General features: G+C 53.9%; 15 protein-coding genes. 5 read left to right on the forward strand and 10 right to left on the reverse strand.

The genetic code is table 11. From position 1 onward, the window contains the following. Positions 1–9: 9 nt before the first annotated feature. The 4 genes from ACJJIB_RS20230 to ACJJIB_RS20245 are packed head-to-tail and all read right to left on the reverse strand — an operon-like array spanning position 10 to position 4,284. Positions 10–558, reverse strand: coding sequence for a DUF4136 domain-containing protein (locus tag ACJJIB_RS20230; protein ID WP_252083548.1), 549 nt, complete (start codon positions 556–558; stop codon positions 10–12). A gap of 21 nt (positions 559–579) precedes the next feature. After that, positions 580–2,964, reverse strand: a complete 2,385-nt coding sequence (locus ACJJIB_RS20235) for a PqiB family protein (protein ID WP_444882965.1) — start codon at positions 2,962–2,964, stop codon at positions 580–582. Then, positions 2,957–3,637 carry a paraquat-inducible protein A gene (locus ACJJIB_RS20240; RefSeq protein ID WP_252083550.1) on the reverse strand — a complete coding sequence of 227 codons (681 nt, stop codon included), beginning with the start codon at positions 3,635–3,637 and terminating at the stop codon, positions 2,957–2,959. The genes ACJJIB_RS20235 and ACJJIB_RS20240 overlap by 8 nt, the downstream gene beginning before the upstream one ends. After that, positions 3,634–4,284, reverse strand: a complete 651-nt coding sequence (locus ACJJIB_RS20245; RefSeq protein WP_252083551.1) for a paraquat-inducible protein A — start codon at positions 4,282–4,284, stop codon at positions 3,634–3,636. The genes ACJJIB_RS20240 and ACJJIB_RS20245 overlap by 4 nt, the downstream gene beginning before the upstream one ends. Before the next feature lie 355 nt (positions 4,285–4,639). Here ACJJIB_RS20245 and ACJJIB_RS20250 point away from each other — a divergent pair, with 355 nt between their 5' ends. Next, positions 4,640–6,166 carry a TolC family outer membrane protein gene (locus ACJJIB_RS20250; protein WP_444887375.1) on the forward strand — a complete coding sequence of 509 codons (1,527 nt, stop codon included), beginning with the start codon at positions 4,640–4,642 and terminating at the stop codon, positions 6,164–6,166. Between the two features lie 49 nt (positions 6,167–6,215). Here the strand turns inward: ACJJIB_RS20250 and waaA are convergent, their stop codons facing one another. After that, positions 6,216–7,478: a lipid IV(A) 3-deoxy-D-manno-octulosonic acid transferase gene (gene waaA / locus ACJJIB_RS20255; protein WP_444887376.1), complete on the reverse strand. Its 1,263-nt coding sequence runs from the start codon at positions 7,476–7,478 to the stop codon at positions 6,216–6,218. Positions 7,479–7,688: 210 nt separating this feature from the next. On the opposite strand from waaA, the gene ACJJIB_RS20260 reads away from it, so the two are divergent. Together ACJJIB_RS20260 and ACJJIB_RS20265 are read left to right on the forward strand one after the other, a co-directional pair. Beyond that, positions 7,689–8,807, forward strand: a complete 1,119-nt coding sequence (locus tag ACJJIB_RS20260; protein ID WP_444888951.1) for a glycosyltransferase family 4 protein — start codon at positions 7,689–7,691, stop codon at positions 8,805–8,807. Then, entirely contained in the window at positions 8,804–9,469 is a 666-nt protein-coding gene (locus ACJJIB_RS20265; protein WP_444887377.1) for a YrbL family protein, read from the forward strand. Before ACJJIB_RS20260 ends, ACJJIB_RS20265 begins: the two co-directional genes overlap by 4 nt. Here the strand turns inward: ACJJIB_RS20265 and ACJJIB_RS20270 are convergent. Beyond that, positions 9,466–10,356: an ELM1/GtrOC1 family putative glycosyltransferase gene (locus ACJJIB_RS20270; RefSeq protein WP_444887378.1), complete on the reverse strand. Its 891-nt coding sequence runs from the start codon at positions 10,354–10,356 to the stop codon at positions 9,466–9,468. The genes ACJJIB_RS20265 and ACJJIB_RS20270 overlap by 4 nt on opposite strands. A gap of 177 nt (positions 10,357–10,533) precedes the next feature. On the opposite strand from ACJJIB_RS20270, the gene ACJJIB_RS20275 reads away from it, so the two are divergent. Next, positions 10,534–11,865 (forward strand): UDP-glucose dehydrogenase family protein, encoded by a 1,332-nt coding sequence (locus ACJJIB_RS20275; RefSeq protein ID WP_444887379.1) that lies wholly within the window; start codon positions 10,534–10,536, stop codon positions 11,863–11,865. A gap of 44 nt (positions 11,866–11,909) precedes the next feature. Here ACJJIB_RS20275 and ACJJIB_RS20280 read toward each other — a convergent pair whose 3' ends face one another. The 4 genes from ACJJIB_RS20280 to tfpB all read right to left on the reverse strand — a co-directional run bounded on the left by ACJJIB_RS20280 (position 11,910) and on the right by tfpB (position 19,287). Beyond that, entirely contained in the window at positions 11,910–13,283 is a 1,374-nt protein-coding gene (locus ACJJIB_RS20280) for an O-antigen ligase family protein (RefSeq protein WP_444887380.1), read from the reverse strand. Between the two features lie 266 nt (positions 13,284–13,549). Next, entirely contained in the window at positions 13,550–14,512 is a 963-nt protein-coding gene (locus ACJJIB_RS20285) for a branched-chain amino acid transaminase (RefSeq protein ID WP_444887381.1), read from the reverse strand. Positions 14,513–14,571: 59 nt separating this feature from the next. Next, positions 14,572–17,415, reverse strand: coding sequence for a bifunctional [glutamate--ammonia ligase]-adenylyl-L-tyrosine phosphorylase/[glutamate--ammonia-ligase] adenylyltransferase (gene glnE / locus ACJJIB_RS20290; RefSeq protein WP_444887382.1), 2,844 nt, complete (start codon positions 17,413–17,415; stop codon positions 14,572–14,574). 96 nt (positions 17,416–17,511) lie between these two features. Continuing rightward, positions 17,512–19,287 (reverse strand): type IV pilus assembly ATPase TfpB, encoded by a 1,776-nt coding sequence (gene tfpB / locus ACJJIB_RS20295; RefSeq protein WP_444887383.1) that lies wholly within the window; start codon positions 19,285–19,287, stop codon positions 17,512–17,514. Between the two features lie 144 nt (positions 19,288–19,431). On the opposite strand from tfpB, the gene ACJJIB_RS20300 reads away from it, so the two are divergent. Continuing rightward, positions 19,432–20,109, forward strand: coding sequence for a TIGR00153 family protein (locus tag ACJJIB_RS20300; protein ID WP_444887384.1), 678 nt, complete (start codon positions 19,432–19,434; stop codon positions 20,107–20,109). Positions 20,110–20,115: the final 6 nt, after the last annotated feature.

The raw sequence follows: 20,115 nt of genomic DNA on the forward strand, positions 1-20,115 counted from the left end.
TTTTTCAGTTTACTGGTAGGCCTGAGGCAAATCCCTCAACAACTCATACACGCCCCGTGAGATCAGACGCTGGCGCTGCTCAATACTGTCTGGGCGAGTCAGGAGTTCACTGGCCCTGCCCCCCCAAATTATCGCGCCGTCGGGGCGACCAATCCCCACGCTCATAATCACCAGCGGAGCATCGGTGAGCGGCGGCAGCTCCACGACATCCTGGGGTGCATTGCTATCAAACTGCTTGTCCCAGCTTGGGTCTCGTGTATCGCCGGAAAAAAATTCATCAACCACAGCCACCTGATAATCCACGACCATATCTGCATTCTGGTCCTGGGCCACCTCTCGATAGCCGCGCTGCTGTAATTGCGCCGCCACTGAGTTGCGCATCTCCTCGTCTAGCTCTACCAATTGTGCTGAGGCATCCGCATCATTGAGTGGCGTCACTCCCCATTTATAGGTAGAAAAAGCCACCGGTTGAGCCCCCGTACTCACCCGCTCCACTTGCATTTCCTGGCACCCGGCCAAGAACAGCAGAGTCATTAATCCCATGGTTATATAACGCATAAATGCTCCTTACCTTGTTATTTATTTGACCGGTTCCGAATAATTATAAAGCTCTATTTTGGGGCTCCACTTATACCACTTGGGTTCCGCCCGTGGGTAGAGTGGAAAGTGGCTACCGGATTCCACTTCGAACCCCATAAATGGCGGCTCGGGCGTGGCGAAAGCAATGCCCCCTTTAATTAGAGCCTGAGCAGACTCAGTATTAACATTAAGACCACTTTTCAGCCCAAAATTCACATCCACACCACTGGCGTTCCAAAAAACCGTATGCTCACGCACCAACGGGCGATACTCTGGCTCGATGTGCACAAAGATATATACCCGGTCCGCCCACTCTCCCAGCTCAAAGCCAGTAACCTCCCCCACTTGCACCTGCCGATAATAAACGGGGCTGCCGGCCACCAGAGAACCGCGCCTGGCTGCATCGAGTATTACCGTCAGGCCGGGTCGACTCATAGTTTCGGCAAGATCCTCCTTCGGGGCCTGAAGCTCGGCGTAGAACTCTGTCTCCGGCGGCCCGCCGCCGGGCTCCAGGGCGAGGTAGCGGCCGGTAATCAGTGTGTCCAGGTGCGCGACTTTACTGATACCAATCTGCGGGGACACCACCCAGATACGAGTGCCGGCACGGGCAAAATTGCCACCGCGATGGTAGAGCTTTGCTCGTGCCTGAACTTCACCAAGATCCCTGCCGAGGCGCAAGCGGGTTATTTCTCCAATTTGCACACCTTTGTAACGCAACGGAGCCCCTTCCTTAAGCCCCTCAGCGCTGGGTAAATTAATACTGATTTCAATCCCCTCTTCCATCGCCGCTTCGCGACTGCGATACAGAGGAAACTGATCGCCATTTTGCGCAGGTCCACCCTTTTCGTACTCCCCACCCCGGATGCCAAAAGCAACACCACCACGCAACAAAGACATCAACGAATCCGCCTGTATTTTGATGCCACTGCTCAGGCTCGCACTAGCGCGCAATCCACTGATATTCCAAAAGCGGGCACCTGGCCTAACCAGGTGTGCATAGCGCGGTTCAATCACCACATACACTTCTACGCCTTCGCCATCTCTGCGCAATTCCATCCCCTGTACCTTGCCCACTTCGATTCGGCGAAAATATACGGGGGCACCGCGCTGCAGTGAGCCCGGGTTGCGGGAAGTGAGGCGTAAATGCAGTCCAGGGACCCTAGGGTCCATTTGTGGTGCCGAAGCGCGCGCGGAAAAAGTGCGCTGAGAACGCTTCCCCCGGCGCAGATCTACCTCGATACGGTTACCCTGAATTAATTCATTCAAGCCGCCGCTAAAATCAAAAGTGGGCGGCGCCAACCAGAAGCGAGTATTTTCACTGAGCAGGTCATCGGTCGCCGGGTCCATCAAGACACGCACTTCCATTCCATTCATACTCTTGTTGGCTTTAGCGCGACTAACCTCACCCACTTTGATGCCCTGGTAATACACCTTGGTACTACCGGGTGTCACATCGACACCTCGGTCAAAATTTAAAGTGACGGCAATGCCCGCATCTGCGGCAGCGAAGTTTTTATATAATTTAAATTCTGTGCCATTGACCGCCAATGGCGACTGGCGCTGGGATTCCGGCGTGTAAAAACTGACACCACCGGCAAAAAGAGCGGCGAGAGATTCCAGATTGATACTGATACCGCTGATCCCTCCTTCAATCGAAATCCCGGAACTATTCCAAAAGCGACTGCCACGATGTACCAAATAGCCGTACTCGCGCCGGATAAATAATTCGATACTGACTTCTCTGCCATTTTCGTCGAGACTGTAATCGGCCACCTGCCCCACACGTAACTGACGGTAGTACACCGGTGAGCCCCGGCTGAGGGAGCCGAGGCGGCGGGATTTCAGTACCACGCGTAAACCGTCGCCGCGTATAAATGCCGGTGGACGATCCAGAGCGACAAACTCCCGCTTACGCTTGCCACTGCCGGACTCCACCGCAATGTAATTACCCGATAGCAAAGTCTCCAATCCGCTGATACCGGTAATGGAGAGCTCCGGCTTCACCACCCAAAACTCGGTGCCCTCGACCAGCAGGTACTCGGCACTGCGGTTAAGACTGACTTCAGCCAAAACACCGTCGGCACCATTTAATTCTTTGGCATTGGGTACCAGCCGCACATCCTGCACTATGCCGATATCCACACCGGAATATTTCACCACCGTTTTGCCTTTCACCAGACCATCGCCGGAGTGAAACAGGATGCTCGCGTGCACATCTCCCTCAGCCATATCCTGGTAAAGTAACCAGGCGGCAATCAAACCCGCTACCAGGGGCAATATCCACACAAGCGGCAGGCCGCGACTCCTGCGCACTTGTCCCCGCTGAGGACCTTCATAGGCGCTGGGTTCTATGGTGTCATTATCCACTGGCGTATTGTCAGCCATTCTCCGCCGCACTCCTGTGAGCCGTTTCCGGCTCTACTGCGGTTGCATACAGATCGCCATCATGGGCATCCCATATTAGGCGCGGATCGAAAGAACGCGCCGCCATCATGGTGACCACCACCACCGAGGCAAAAGCGGTACTGCCCGGCCCTGCTTCCACTCGGGCGATAAATCCCATGTCCACCAGCGCCGCAAGAATAGAAATCATAAACAGGTCCAGCAGCGACCAACGCCCGATTCCGGAAACCACCCGATATATTTTCATTGCCTGAGAGGGCACAAAATGCAATCGCAATTGGATCTGTACCAAGAGCAGTACCAATCCCAGTAGCTTCATTACCGGCACGGCGATACTGGCCACAAAGACAATGAGAGCGATGCCCCACATACCGCTGTTATACAGTTGCATAACACCGCTGATAATTGTGCTGGGTTCACCGGCGCCAAGGTAAACAACACTCATAATCGGCAGGATATTTGCTGGTAGTAACAACAAGGCACCGGTGATTGTCAGTGCCCAGGTAAGCATCAAACTGCCATCAATGCGTCCATAGACACTCGCACCACAACGAGGGCAGCGGCAGCGCCCTCCCCGGGCCGGTAAAATAATCAGCTGGTGACAGCTCAAACAGCTGCTCATTCCATTTTGGAGGGCTTTCTGCGGGGCACTCATGTGGCCGCCTCACGCAGGACACGCCGCAGCGCAATTCGCTGCCAAATGGCATTTTGGTCGAAACTAAGAGAGGAGAGGTTTGCCACTAACATCATGGCACCAAAGCAGTAGAGCCCAGGCTCCACATCCATTTTGCCCAGGTCTCTCAATTTAATTAATGCCACCAGAATACCCAGCATATAGACATCCAGCATGCCCCACTCTTTGATGTGTTGATACCAGCGCACGGCAAAGGCAACCGCGCGATCCAAAAGTCTCCAGGCACTGCCACAGCAAATAAATAACAACAACAGAAATTTGCCCAGGGGCGCCAGCACGCTGCAAAATAAAACCAGAGACGCCAGCCAGATAAATCCTGCTTTGTATAGAGAGTGAACCCCGTTCAATAGGGTATTATCGGCACCAAAAGAGAAAATTGAGAATTTGAGTAATGGCAGGCTGGCAGAGGGAATAAATAACAACAGCCCGGTGAGACTCAGGGCAATAGTGTAATAGACACTGTGATTACTATTGCGGTGCAACGTGCAGCGACACCGGGGACAAACCAGCTTTTGACCGGGCGGTGCCACACTGCCGGTCAATAACAGGTCGCACTCGTGGCAGGCACGCTGCCAGGGTATTGGCTCTTTGATGCGCAGCTGATCCATGTGCCAGAGGTCCTTGCCTTATTCTGCACAATTTTTGCCGCATCCAAATACTTCCATGGCGCGTCTATTGCAATGTAGGGGCATTGCCCTATTCAATGCTGCCCTGATACTGCCAGGCAGATACCGGTAAACGCACATTCGCGTCGGTTTAACGAAGATATACCAAAAAGCCGAAAGCGTCGCCTCGACGCTTAGACTGGCCGCGGGTACACTCTCGCGACTGCTAATTGGGGAGACTGGCAGCAACATCGGACCATGCGAGCCAAGGGAACCCACCGAGAACCAAAACTCGAGTGCCGCTCCAGAGAACTGACAGAAGCTTGAAGACCGCACCCGCCACAGGAAGTTGAAACAGATGAAAAGAAGTAACCGCAAAGCGCCGAAAGGCCGCCAGTTGCGTCCACTGAAGAAACTAATCGCCGCCACCCTGCTGGGCTTCGGCGCCATGCAGGCCCAGGCCGACACCCTGTGGGATATTTATATGCAGGCGCTGGATAACGATCCCCAGCTGGCTGCAGACCGCGCCGCCTACCATGCTGGAATTGAGGCAAAAAATCAGCTGCGTGCGCCCTTGTTGCCGCAGGTGAATGCACAGATCCAGGCGGCAAGAAATCACGAGTTCAGGCAATTTGGAAATTCAGAACCTGTTGATGAAAACGACGACAACAATCTTGAATTGGTCGATTTCCTCCAACGGGATACAGGTACTTTTGACGACAGAACATATAATGCGAGCCTTAGCCAGGCGATATTTGATGCCCCCGCCTGGTTTGGCTATCAGCAAGGTAAGAAACTAACCGAACAGGCTACGGCAGAGTACAGCGCCAACCAGCAGGATATGATGATCCGCGTAGCCACTGCCTACTTCGATGTATTGCGCGCCTATGATGTACTGGAAGCGGCCGTCTCTGAAGAAAAAGCTCTAGCAAAGCAGCTGGAACAAACCCAGCAGCGTTTCGAGGTGGGGCTGACGGCAATCACCGACGTCTATGATTCCCAAGCGGCTTTCGATAGCTCGGTTGCCCGCCGCTTAACGGAACAGGATAACTTACTCTCTTCCTTTGACGCCCTCTCGGTACTGACCGGTGGCTATCACGATGAGGTAGCCCCTTTGATAGAGAGCTTTCAGGTAGCGCCGCCAGTACCGTCAGATCGAGCCGACTGGGTCGATTTCGCCCTGGCAAATAACTTTACCCTAAAAGCCGCAAGACTAAACGCCGAGGCAGCCCGCTACAATGCTCGCTCTGCCGCCAGCCAGCATCTGCCTACGCTTACAGGCTCTGTCTCGTACAATAAGTTCACCTCGGAAGGTGATCAAAGAACTAGATTTTTATTTGATGAACCTTTTAGGGAGCGGAATCGATCTACGGTATTTCCACGAGATCAGGATTTTCGCGATACTACCGCCGCGATTACCTTAGATATTCCCATTTACACCGGTGGCCTGATTAGCGCCAATCGCCGCGAGGCGCGCAACCTGTCCTTCCAGGCCCAGGATCTGCGCAACCTAACCGAGCGCAACACCATCCAGTCCACCCGTACCTTACACCGTGCGGTAGTGACCGATGTTTCCCGGGTGGCGGCGCGGCAACAGGCGGTGGTCTCCGCCAAGAGTGCACTGGATGCCACCCAGGCCGGCTATGAGGTGGGCACACGTAATATCGTCGATGTGTTATTGGCCCAACGGACCCTGTTCCAGTCTCAGACGGATTATGCCAACGCCCTCTACGACTACATCATCAACAGCCTGAACCTCAAGTTGGTGGCGGGGCTATTGTCGCCAAAGGATCTGCAAGAATTGGATAGTATGCTGAATCCAGCACACAATGTGTTCCGCGTAGGCGAGTCCAGTCCTCCCGGTACACCAGCGCCTTCTAAGTAAGCGCATATTTATCAGTAGTACCTCTATCAGTGAGTGGACTCTGATCCACTCACTGATCTTTCAAATCAGGCATCAGACTCTCAATTTCATCCAGCAGACGTCCTAAAGCGCCACTATTTTCCTGTGCCACCACTCTGGCATTCTGCCCTGCAGCCATACGTTGGCGATCATTTTTCAACCAAAGATCCAGCTGTTCAGCTATGCTCACTGCATCTTCGGCAATCACCATGCCGCCAGCGTCCTTTAGCAATTGGGCAACGGTGGAAAAGTTATGCAGGAAAGGTCCGCATACCACCGGGACCCCCCAGGCTGCTGGCTCAATCATATTGTGTCCGCCCACAGGAACCAGGCTGCCACCCACAAAGGCCATATCACTCGCGCCAAAGAAGCGCAGCAGCTCTCCCATCGTATCCCCCAGGAGTATTTGATCACAGACAGATGGCGCCCGCCCTTCACTGCGCCTAACCACCTGGAAGCCCCTTTCCTGACAGAGCCGTGCAACACTTTCAAAGCGCTGTGGGTGTCGGGGAACCAACACCAACAGCAAATTTTCACTGGTCTTTAGCAATGCCCGATAGGCATCCAGAATAATTTCATCCTCACCGGCATGGGTACTGGCAGCCAGCCACACCTTGCGCCCCTCAGATCCACGCCACTGGTGGGCCAGGGCCTGGGCCTCACTGACCAACCCTAAACCGATATCCAGATCGAACTTGATATTGCCACTGGCCAGCACCCGCGGCGCCGGCAAGCCCAACTCTACAAAGCGTTGAGCATCCACATCATACTGAGCGACGACCTTATCCAGATTTGCCAGCATTGATTGGGTAAATCTTGGAAACTTTCCATAGCCGCGCGCAGATTTCTCGCTGAGCCGGGCGTTGGCCAGCAGCGTCGGTATATTGCGCTTTCTGCAAAAGTGCAGGAGATTCGGCCACAATTCAGTTTCCACAATGACAAGCATATTCGGACGTAAAGCCTGCAGGAATGGCGTCAGACACTCTGGCAGGTCGTAAGGCAGGTAGTAATGCAGTAAACGGCCGCCAAGAATAGGGCGCAGCGCCTCAGTCACCCGCTCAGAACCTGTGGGGGTGCTCGTCGTCACCAGCCACTGCCACTGAGGGTAGCGAGCCGCCAGCTGGGTAATCACCGGTATCGCCGCCAGCGTTTCCCCCACAGACACTGAGTGCACCCAGAGTAAAGGCGCAGAACTAAGGCGCTTCGGCACTTTTCCCAGGCGCTCAGCCAGGCGCAGCCGATACTCGGGCTGGCTGCGGCCACGCCACCACAGACGCAGCAAAATAAGTGGCATCGCCGCTCGAAAAATAACGTTATACAGAACTCGCATCGACAAAAGTGCTTCACGGGGAGAAAACAAATACTGGTAAGGCGTACCACCAGCTGTACTGGTTCAGGCTTCACTGCATATAATGAGATCCCTGCCAGGAAGCCAAAACCTGGCCATCATATCATTGGCAGAACATTTTCTTCTTGGTCACTCGGAGCTGGTCACTTGAAAGTTGTGCAACTACTGCCCGCCTTAAACTCGGGCGGAGTTGAGCGGGGAACCCTGGATTTTGCCCGTGCACTGGTCCATGCCGGCCATGAATCCATTGTCATTTCCAGTGGCGGCCGTATGGTGGAGCAGCTACAGCATGAAGGCTCACAGCATATCACCCTGCCAATCCATAAAAAGTCCCTCACCAGCCTGCTACAAGTGCGCCCTTTGCGTAATCTGCTGCAGAAATTAAATGCAGATATCTTGCACGTTCGCTCCCGGGTGCCCGCCTGGCTTACTTACCTGGCCTGGAAAAAAATGCCCGTGGACAAACGTCCCCGGCTGCTGAGCACAGCGCACGGGCTCTACTCGACCAACCGCTACAGTGCGATCATGGCAAAAACCGAGCAGGTTATCGCTATCTCACAGTGCGTAAACGATTACCTGCTGGAGAACTACCCTAATGACCTACAGAGGCCCCCTCAGATTGTCTATCGCGGGGTCGATACCAAAGAGTTTCACCCCCAAATTTGTCTCCCAGCTGACTGGATGGAGCGGACTTGTAAGGAGTTTCCACAGCTCCAAGGGAAACGCTGGTTGTTATTGCCGGGACGCTTGACCCGCTGGAAAGGTCAGGAAGATTTTATTGAGCTAATTGCTAAACTCGTCCCCTTAGACCCCCATATTCATGGAGTAATCCTCGGTGGCAGCGAAGCGAATAAAGCCCATTACGAAGAAGAACTAAAAGAAAAAGTACGAAATCTGGGGATAGAGGATCGTGTCAGCTTTGTTGGGCATCGCTCTGATATTCGCTACTGGTACAAGCAGTCCGATTTGGTTTTCAATCTCTCACAACGCCCGGAGCCATTTGGCCGCACCGTTATCGAGGCCGCCGCAATAGGCACACCGATTATTGGTTATGATATCGGCGGCCCGGCTGAATCCCTGCAAGCCTGCTTCCCACGGGGACTGGTCAATAAAGGGGACCGACAAATGCTCCTCAAGAAGACCCTGGAGATACTAGACACTCCTCAACAAAGACCCCAGCTCACAGAAGCCTTTACCTTAGAGCGACAAGCCGCCCACACCATGGAAATCTATCGCACTATGCTTAACAACAATAAGAGAAATATGGCGCCATGATAGATTTGAACAATCGTGAACCCTTCGCCAGTGGAGGCAATCGCTTTTGCTATCAGCATCCGCAGGAGCCTCACTTGTGCGTCAAAGTGATGCGCCCTGGACGCACTCAAATACTATTGGATAGGGCCCCCTGGTATAAGCGTGGACGCGGCCTGGATAGCTTTGACGATAACTTACGTGAGCAGGAGGGCTATAGCCAAAGTGCCCTTCAACGGGGTAGCGCCGGACTGTGGCAGCACCTACCCCGCTGGTATGGAATCCAGCAGACCAGCCTCGGCCCCGCCGCAGTGACCGATATGATCTTAGATGAAAGCGGAACTCCGGCACCTACCCTACGCCAATATTTAAACAAACACGGCCTGGATGAAGAGGTGCGTATTGCACTACAAGAGTTTGCCAGTTGGCTCTTGGAATACGGTGTACTGACCAAAAACCTGATCGCGCACAACCTAGTCTTACGCCGAGAAAACGGGCGTTTGCAGATTTATCTTATCGATGGCCTGGGCTGCGCCTCGTTCCTGCCACTACCGAAATTTTCCAGTTTCTTTGCCAGGCGTTATATCCACCGCCGTATCCAACGTATGTGGTTGCGCGTGGAATGGGAAGTCTCCGACAAGAAGATACCCTGGCGAAAGTTTGAAGCCCGCGGCCTGAAAGGCTAATTGGCCAATAGCCCACAACGGCGCAATAGTGCCCTGGCACATAAAAGGTACTGATCCAGAGGCTGGCGAGGCGGCTGCGCTAACACTTCTTCCAGGTGTTCACTGACGACCCCCTGATCGATCAACCTCTGCACCGCAGCTCGGACCTTATTGGACTTATCCCGGCCGGGAACCCGAATTACCCCCACCCTCGCGCGGCTCTGTAAGGACTCAAACAGCATGGAAACACTATCTTCGCTCACCCAAATCTGCTCAGTCGTGGCCATCTGCTCCTGAATCCAACCGGGAGGACATGAGCGCCAATCGATAAAGCGGGCATTGCCCTCGGACAAGGCTTCCAATGTACTCCCTGGCGTTCGGCGGCTATTGGAAATCTGCCAATCAAGAGGTTGTCTTATCAATGGCTCTATCTGTGCCCGGATAGCCTGAAGATCCCAGGAATAGTGTTTACTCGGTCCACCGAGCAAAATTAACCCCTTCCCAGCCTGAGGGCCAATATCGGGTAGAGGCTCCGTTAGGGCACCCTGGCTTAGGATAATGTTCTCCAGAGGTGGTGGCCGATCGTGCTCCGGCACAATTGCAAAATCAAACCAGCCAAAAGGTAGCTGCGGACGATTTATCGACACTGCGCGACCACCGTAACGGCGGCGCGCGGCCAACATCGGCATACGGCTCTTGCGGCCGGTTCCAATTAGGAAATCCGGTTTAGGCAACTGATCGAGTTGTTGTGTCCGCCCCAGGAAAATGCGCAAAGCGCTCAACTCTGCGGGGATATCAAAACTCTGTACCTGCCCAGCAAAACTTTTACCCAGGCCACAAACCAACGCTGCACTCTGTTTCTCATGCGCCCGGTTACCATCGAGAAAACGCCATACCTTCAGCTGCAAAGCCAATGAACCCCTGCCAGTAAAAGGCCGCAAGCATAGCTTATTGCCCACTTGTCGGCGAATATGAGAGCACGGGATATGCCAATTGCGCCCCAAGGCCTAAGGGCAATATCTGGTACACTAGCGCGCATATTTTTGGGCGGCACAGCCCCTCCAGTGACAGGTAATGGGATACTCATGAATGTAACGGTATTTGGCAGCGGTTACGTCGGCTTGGTTCAGGCCGCAGTTTTGGCTGAAGTTGGCCACAATATTTTGTGCATTGATATCGATGAGAAGAAAGTCGAAGATCTGAAAAAAGGGATCATCCCTATCTATGAACCTGGCCTATCCCCGCTGATTGAGCGCAACTTAAAAAATAGAACACTGAATTTCAGCACTGATGCGTCACAGGGCGTAGAGCACGGGGAAGTCATCTTTATCGCCGTCGGAACCCCTCCTGACGAAGACGGCTCAGCCGACCTTCGCCATGTGCTGGCAGTGGCCGAATCTATCGCCACTTATATGAGCGAAACCAAGGTGATCGTCAATAAATCTACAGTTCCCGTGGGCACTGCAGATTTAGTGAGTAAGGCCATTGCTGATCGACTGGCTGCGCGTAATACCGAAGATATCCCTTTCGACGTCGTTTCAAACCCAGAATTCCTTAAAGAAGGCTCTGCAGTGAGCGATTGCATGCGACCAGATCGCATCATTATTGGTACTCGCAGCACCTCCGCAGAGAATGCACTGCGTCAGCTCTATGCGCCATTTAACCGAAACCATGAAAAAATCATCACCATGGATGTTCGCAGTGCGGAGCTGGCCAAATACGCCGCTAACTGCATGCTGGCCACCAAAATCAGTTTTATGAATGAGATGGCACAAATCGCCGATCATGTGGGCGCAGACATCGAGCAGGTACGCCAGGGTATTGGCTCTGACCCTCGCATTGGCTACCAGTTTATCTACGCCGGTATCGGTTACGGCGGTTCATGCTTTCCGAAAGATGTGAAAGCATTGATTTCTACAGCAACTCAAATGGGGGTATCCCCGGGTATTTTGAATGCTGTGGAGGAGCGTAACCAAACCCAAAAAAGCTACCTGCTACAAAAAATCACAGAGCATTTTGGCGAGGACCTGAAAGGAAAAACCTTTGCTTTGTGGGGGCTTGCCTTTAAACCCAATACCGATGACATGCGCGAAGCGCCCAGCCGTACCTTGATGGAACAACTCTGGCAGCTCGGGGCAAAGGTTCAAGCCTTTGATCCTCAGGCAATGGAGGAGTGCCAACGGATATACGGTGTGCGCGAAGACATGCAACTCTGCGGCACTAAGGAAGTTGCGTTATCTGGGGCAGATGCCCTGATTATCGCTACCGAGTGGCAGCAATTTAAGGCCATTGATGCTAAGGCCGTTACCAAGGCGTTAACTAATCCGGTTATTTTTGATGGCCGTAACCTCTATGAACCCCAACACATGGCCGAGAGCGGCATGGACTATTATTGTGTGGGACGCCCGAAAGTATAAGTGCCCTACAAGACATTGAGGGGCTTAGCCCCTCAGGTTCTCTCTTAGAGATTCCGGCCAGGTTCAGGCCTAAATTCACTCCTGCAGCGAAAAATATGGGTAGCAATACCAGCAACCACTATGCCAAAAATAAAATGGCCACTGGAGTAAAAAAGATAGGATTCAAAGCAATTCGCAACCAGCCAGAGAATCATAAAACCGATATAAAATAAGAAGAAGTCGCCAGGTAAAACACCCCTGCGCCAGCTTTTATAAGCCAATATGAATACCCAGCAATTGAGGACTCCCCATACCAACGCGCCCAGAACTCCATAGTTCACCAGTAAATCAAGATAACTATTGTGTAGATGCCCAATAGTATTTTTGAACTCCGATGGCATACCTTGCAGATTTTGAATAACGAGACGTCGACCTTTACCTCCCCAGCCAAGCAATGGGCGTTCAGCTATCCAATTCATCGCAGCATGCCAACTATGGATCCTGACACCGATACTAGAATAGGGAATCGAATCAAGATTACCTGAAAGCAAAGCATCAACGGTATTCCTCTCGAGCCCGAGGCGCTTGCTCACCACATCCCCAACTTTCACCCAAAGGGCGACCATGGCCACACCGATGACCGTCCCCCAAGCTATTAAACGCAACCAAACTCCCTTACCCTGCTTGCGAAGAACTATAAACACACAAACGATTAAGAGAGTGAAGAGAGATACGGCCAAAGCAAACCAAATCGCACGAGTCTGTGAATAAAGCACGGCCAGAGCACATATACCAACAGCAACAGCCCAGGCTAAGCTCGATATGGATAACAGTCCTGTATACCTAAATAAGCGACGAGAGAAAACGGCTAGGCCCAACAGTGCAACACCAAAAAGAATGGCGGTATGCTGGGCATTATGGAAACCAAATTCGACTCGCTGCCCCCTAGCTCCATCTATCCACTCAGCAAATCCCCCTCCCGCTACCCAGGGTGCCAAAAGCAGAGCAAGTAGTGCCGTCAACCAGAGAATTAAAGTATTGCGAGTACTGCCGCCCAACCAGCAGGCTATGGCAGCGAATACAAACCACTGCCCCAGGCGGTGGAATTTCGGGGAAGACTCGGCCCATTCTGGGTATGCCATTAACATACCAGCCCAGGACAACATCTGAACTAATAAAGCAGCAGCGAAGAACCATCCGACTGGTGAGTTGAGCCAGTTTCTTCCACGGGTAAAAAGTACCCAAAAAGTAAGAACAATAAATAGAGTTTTAGCGGTATCTGCAAAATCGCTCCCCAAAGGAAATAGTGCTGCATATAAAAGCAGCAGAGCGCCTCCTAGCATTTGCAAGTTTGTAGATACATCGATCAGCTCATTGCGCTGCCAAAATTGAGCAAAAATGCCTTTCCAATCCTTCGCAAGGTTTTTAATTGGTAACACCAATAACTCCCACAGCCCTTAATGACTTATTTACCAGCACCCCATTAAACAGGGGTAAAGATTGAATTCGCTATGCAACGCTTTCGATTCACACCAAGTCTGCAATGGGCAGACACCTATTGAGTACAGAGGGATAATTTACTTGAGCATTCTACGAGAACAACAGGCAGGGTACTACTTTCCCCTGAAGAGTGGTCAGGGAGGGCACTCTAAAGTGCCCTCCACCTGAAATTGGGAGGATCTGAACTTAGCCCAAATCTGGTGAGTTAGGCTACAGCAATATGGCTTGTGTCATGAAGGCCGGTGTCATCTACATCACTCAGCCAACCTCGGTGTGCGGTACTGCGACCATGCACTACATCAAAATAAAGTCCCTGCAAGCGACCGGTGATTGGGCCGCGGCAACCACTGCCGATGGAGCGGCCATCGAGCATACTGATAGGCAGCACCTCTGCGGCAGTACCTGTAAAAAAGGCCTCATCGGCGATATAAACCTCATCGCGAGTGATACGCTTCTCCACCAACCTGTAGCCACACTCCCTAGCCAATTCAATCACCGTATCCCGGGTAATGCCATCCAGGCAGGAGGTCAGCTCCGGGGTATAAATAATCCCATCCCTGACGATGAAAAAGTTTTCCCCACTGCCCTCGGCCACATAGCCCTCTGGATCGAGCAATAACGCCTCTTCGCAACCGTTGCGAATCGCCTCCTGCAGGGCCAGCATTGAGTTGATGTAATTACCGTTGGCCTTCGCCTTGCACATGCTGATGTTGACGTGGTGACGAGTATAAGAGGACGTATTGACCTTGATGCCACGCTCCAATGCCTCTGGGCTCATATAGCTGGGCCACTCCCAGGAGGCGACGATTACGTGGGTACTAAGGCCCTCTGCACGCAACCCCATCCCCTCAGAGCCGTAAAATACCATTGGGCGCAAATAGGCGTGCTGGAGATTATTTTCCCTGACTACAAGACGCTGAGCCTCATTCAGCTCATCCGCTTCATAGGGCATAGGGATATTCATGATCTTCGCGGAGCGAAATAAACGACGGGTATGATCCTGCAGGCGAAAGATACTGGCTCCGCGATCGGTCTCATAAGCGCGCACCCCCTCAAAAACACCCATGCCGTAGTGCAGGGTATGGGTTAGGACGTGCACGCGCGCATCGCGCCAGGGAACCAACTCACCGTCAAACCAGATAACGCCATCACGGTCGGCAAAAGACATAGGGCAACTCCCACTAATCCTGAAAAACAGTTTAATCGGGCAGCAGGACCAAGCCGGTTTTAACCGAGTAATTGCTGCCAGTTTGTTAGAACGGTCTTTCTTTCCGCTGTGAAACGGTCATCGCTCACTGTCCCTGGCAGTTGTTGTAGTGCCAGGCGATGACCTTCAGATCGGTAGGCTTTGTAGGCGTCGATCAGATGCTCGACCTGTTTGGCCGGCATCAGGCCCGCGTCATTCAGACTTTCGAGAATGCGAATATTATCGGTGTATCGCACGATCGAGGGCGCAGTTTGCGCCCAGGCCAGAGAAGCATATTGAACCAAAAATTCAATATCGACAATACCGCCCGGGCCGTGCTTGAGGTCGAAATTTTGATCATTGCTTTTATCCAGGTGAGAGCGCATTTTATCGCGCATCCCAACCACTTCCTCGCGCAATTTCCCCTCATTTCTGGGCTCGCAAAGCAATTTCAGGCGCAGGGCCTCAAAGTCCTTGCAGAGCTGTTCGCTACCCGCAACCGGGCGGGCGCGCACCAACGCTTGATGCTCCCAGGTCCAAGCACTCTCGCGCTGGTATTTTTCAAAGGCTTTCATAGAGGTGACCAACAGGCCCGAATTGCCCGAAGGGCGCAAACGGGTATCCACCTCATACAGCGGTCCGCTCAGGGTACGGGTTTGCAGGATATGAATCAGGCGCTGCGCAAGGCGGGTATAGAAGCGCAAATTGTCGATACTGGTTGCGCCGTCGGTAGCAAGCTGGGGGTCCGCATCGTGCACAAAAACAATATCCAAATCGGAGCCGTGGGATAATTCCAGCCCCCCAAGTTTACCGTAGGCGACAATGGCAAAGTGCATATCTTCAGCTGTGGCGCCGGCCGGCTGTCCATATTTATCCACCATTTGCGCCCAGGCTAGACTGAGTGACTGCTGCAATATGCCTTCCGCCAGCCAGGTGAGAGAGTCGCTTACCTTCATCAGCGGTAATGCCCCGCTGACCTCTTGAGCGGCAATACGCAGACTCTGGCTCTGCTTGAAATAGCGCAGTGTTTCCATCTGCAGCTCCAGATCTGCTGGATCGACACGCAACAGTTCGCGGCGAAGCTCATCGGCAATATCTTCAGCCGTGGCCGGTGCCAGCAGGCGGCGAGAATCCAGTAGTTCATCCAACAGGATGGGGTGACGCGCCAGCTGCTCGGCGATTCGTGGGCTGGCACTGCACAGTTGTACCAGCTGGCTGAGTACTGGGGGGTTCTCATTGATAAGCACCAGGTAAGCGCTGCGGCGCAACACTGAGCGCACCAGGGGGAGTACCCGACCGAGCACCAACAATGGTCTTTCCTGCAAACTGGCTGCGGCCAGCAACAAGGGCATAAAGTGATCCAGGCGCTCACGCGAAGATGCTGGCAGTGCCACTACCATTGGAGAGTGATTGAGATCCCGCAGCAACTCCAGAGCCTCCGGCGCCGGACTGAAACCTGCATTCTCCAGGGTCTGCAGATTGATCTCTTCACTACTCTCATCGCCACAGCTACTCCACAATCCCTGCCACTCTTCCGCCACATGGGGCTCGGCAATCTCCTCCGGCGGTGCAATAACCGTGTCGAACTCTCGCTCCACCACATTGCGAACGGCAGCCAATTCCCTGGACAACTGATCCCAGTTGTCGCGACCGAGGGCGAATGCGAGCCGCTCGCGTTCTGCTGGGTCCTGCGGCAGCGCTTGGGTCTGCTGGTCTTTATAAGCCTGCAAGGCGTGCTCCACCCGACGCAGCAGCAGGTAGCAGTTGCCCAACTCATCGGCGACACCAGGTTCCACATGGCCGTCAGCTTCCAGCAAAGGCAGGATTGTTAACAAATTGCGCTCTCGCAACGCCGGCACACGTCCACCGCGGATCAACTGGAAAGCCTGCACGATAAACTCCAGTTCGCGAATACCTCCGCGCCCCAGCTTGATATTGTCAATCAACCCACGGGCGCGTACCTGTCGCTGAATCAGCGCTTTCATCTCGCGTAAGGCATCAATAGCACTGAAATCAATATAGCGACGGTAAGTGAATGGCCGCAACAGCTCCATCAACTCGGCGGCAACGCTTTGATCGCCGACCACCGGACGCGCCTTGACCATGGCGTAACGCTCCCACTCGCGCCCCTGGGTCTGATAATAATCTTCCAGAGCGGCAAAATGGCTCACCAATGGGCCGCTGTCACCATAGGGGCGCAAGCGCATATCCACACGAAACACGAAGCCCTCCGCCGTAATGGCATCCAGGGATTTAATCAGACGCTGACCCAAGCGCTGGAAAAACTTCTGGTTTTCCACACATTGATCGCCATCGGTATGACCGGGGTCGGGATAGGCGAAGATCAGATCGATATCCGAGGAGAGATTCAGCTCGCGCGCGCCCAGCTTACCCATACCCAGCACCACCAAAGACTGAGCCCTCCCGCTTTTATCCCGGGGCTCACCATAACGCTGTGCCAGCTGGCGGTGGTGCCACTGCAAAGCCGTGCTAATAGCGAGCTCTGCCAGCTCGCTGAGACGCAGGCAGGCCCTGGGAATATCCCACTGGCCGGCAAAGTCTCGGAAAATAACCTCGGCGGTCGCTCGGTTGCGCAGCTGACGCAGAGCCAGATCTAAAGTTTCATCGCTATCAAAGCAAGGCAATTGCAGGCCCAGATCATCCTGTTGCAGTAGTTCCAAGAGGAAATCCGGTTGGCGGCAGCACTGTCGATAAAGGAATTCAGAACCGATAAAACTGCGTGCCAGTGCCAACCCAAGCGCTTTCTCTTGTAGCAACGCCTCTGCCTCAGCCGCCAATGCCGGGCCCGCCGCCTCGCGCCAGTCTTGCCACAGGCTCTGCAGTTGCGGGCGCAGGGGTTCGGGGCAGATGGCGCTATCAATCATGGGAAATCGATCCTTATTTCCAAATGTGGAATTCTGCAGGGGCAGCTGCCCGCCCCACAATTTTTAAACTCAAACTACTTGGGGAATTGGGCCCAATTAAAAAGCGATATCCGGCGGCGGTGCCACACGCAATACTTCCGCCACCGTAGTCAGGCCAGCGGCCACTTTCTTGGCCCCCGACAGACGCAGACTGTTCATACCCTCGCGCATAGCCTGGCGACGCAGCTGTTGTAGGTCACAATCGGGGGTGACGATGGTCTGCACCGCTTCGCTAAACGGTAGGATTTCATAGATCCCCTGGCGGCCCTTGTAGCCAGTGTTACGACATTCCAGACAGCCCTCGGGGGCATACACTTTTTCGGGTAGAGGCGCTTTCCAGGGGCGAACCAGGGAATGCCAATCCGCCTCATTGATGGTGTCTTCGCGTTTGCACGAAGGACAGAGAGTCCGCACCAGGCGCTGGGCCATAACACCGAGGATGGTGGACTTAAGCAGGTAGTGAGGCAATCCCAAATCCAACAGACGAGTAACCGCCGTGGGAGCATCGTTGGTGTGTAGAGTGGAGATCACCAAATGGCCGGTGAGCGCTGCCTGTACCGCCATCTGCGCGGTTTCCAGATCGCGAATCTCCCCCACCATGATGATATCCGGGTCCTGGCGCATCAGGGTACGGATGCCCGCGGCAAAATCGAAGCCGATAGAATGGTGGACCTGAGTCTGATTAAAACTCTCCTCCACCATCTCGATAGGATCTTCCACGGTGGAGACATTCACTGCACTGGTGGCGAGCTGCTTGAGGCCGGTATATAGGGTAGTGGTCTTACCCGAGCCGGTAGGGCCCGTAACCAGCACAATGCCGTTGGGCCGCGCCAGCATCGTCTGCCAGCGGGCCAAATCAGTGCCGGCGAGCCCCAGGTCACTATAGGAGCGCGCCAGTACCTCGGGATCGAATATACGCATCACCAACTTCTCGCCAAAGGCGGTAGGCAGAGTGGAGAGGCGCAGTTCCACCTCACTGCCATCGGGCCGCTTGGTTTTTATGCGGCCGTCCTGGGGTTTGCGCTTCTCCGCCACATTCATTCGTCCAAGGATTTTTAGACGACTGGTTACCGCCGCATTGACCTGATCGGGCAGTTCATGGATCGGATGAAGTACCCCATCGATACGAAAACGAATACGCCCCACCTGACGCCGCGGCTCGATGTGAATATCACTGGCGCGCTGATCGAAAGCGTGCTGTAACAACCAGTCGACGATATTAACGATATGCTGGTCATTGGCCTCCGGGTCTTTAAGGCTGCCCAACTCCAGCAGCTGCTCAAAATTATTCGCCGCAGAGGTACCCTGCAGTCCACTGGCGCCAGAAATGGAATTCGCCAGGGAGTAAAACTCCACACAGTAACGCTTGATATCTGCAGGGTCAGCCACCACCCGCCGCACCCGACGCCCACTGGTATGTTCCAGCTGCTCCTCCCAACCGTGGGTGAAAGGCTGGGCCGTGGCAACGGTTAACTCTTCTGCACCAGCCTCGACACACAAAATCTGGTGGCGCTTGGCGAACTGGAAACTCATTACCTCGGTTACCGCGCTCACATTCACTTTGAGCGGGTCGATATGATAGAGGGGGTGGTCTGCACACTCCGCCAGCCAGGCACTGAGTAGCTCGTCGCCCAGTAAAGTGCCTGGGCTCTTCTGGCTGGCCAGATCGCAGCTGGCGATATAGCTGAGCGGATGCATCTGTGCCTGCTCCGCAGTGCGCGGAGTACCCACAATACGGTTCGCATCCAGCCTGCTCACGTAGCCCTGGGCAACGAGGTCCTCCAGTAATCCACGCAAATCCAGCAACCTGTCCGCCGCTCTACTCTCTGTCATCGGCATGCCCCCTTATTCTCATATGACGACGCATTGTAGCCCTATCAATCGAAGCCGACAGTGCATCGTTAACGCACTAATACCGAAGTGGCTCCGATTGGGGTACCATGCCGCCGTTTCGCACCCTGAGCAATGGAGCTAACCATGGCCCTGTCGAATATTGCCAATTTGTTTGGCCGCTCACCGATCAAGCCGATCGAGAAGCATATGGCTACGGCCCACGAGGCTTCAGCCGACCTGATCCCCTTCTTCGACGCCCTCATCAAAGGCGACCTGAAAGAAGCGGAGCAGATTCAATTGCGTATCTCTGCAGCAGAGAATCGCGCCGATGACATCAAGAGAGACCTGCGTCTGCACCTGCCAGACAGCCTGTTTATGCCTGTCTCCCGCTCCGACCTGCTGGAGCTGCTGCACGCCCAAGACGAAGTGGCCAACACAGCGCAGGATATTGCCGGGCTGGCGGTCGGTAGAAAAATGCAGGTCCCTGAGAGTCTGCAGTCTCTGATGACCACTTTTGTAGAGAGCGCCGTGGCCACTTCCGCCCAGGCCCTGCGCGCGATCAATGAACTGGATGAGTTGCTGGAGAGCGGCTTTGCCGGGCGCGAGGTGACCATCGCCAAGCGTATGACCGAAGAGCTGGATGAACTGGAGCGTAAGTCGGATAAATTGGAAGTCGAAATTCGCGCCTCGCTGTTCACTATTGAAAAAGACCTACCACCGGTGGATGTGATGTTCCTCTACCGGGTAATTGAATGGATCGGCGAACTGGCCGATCGCGCCCACAGCGTGGGTAACCGTTTGCAGTTGTTGTTGGCACGTTAGGGGGTT

The sequence above is a fragment of the Microbulbifer mixtoriginis (SeqCode) genome (assembly GCF_052467705.1).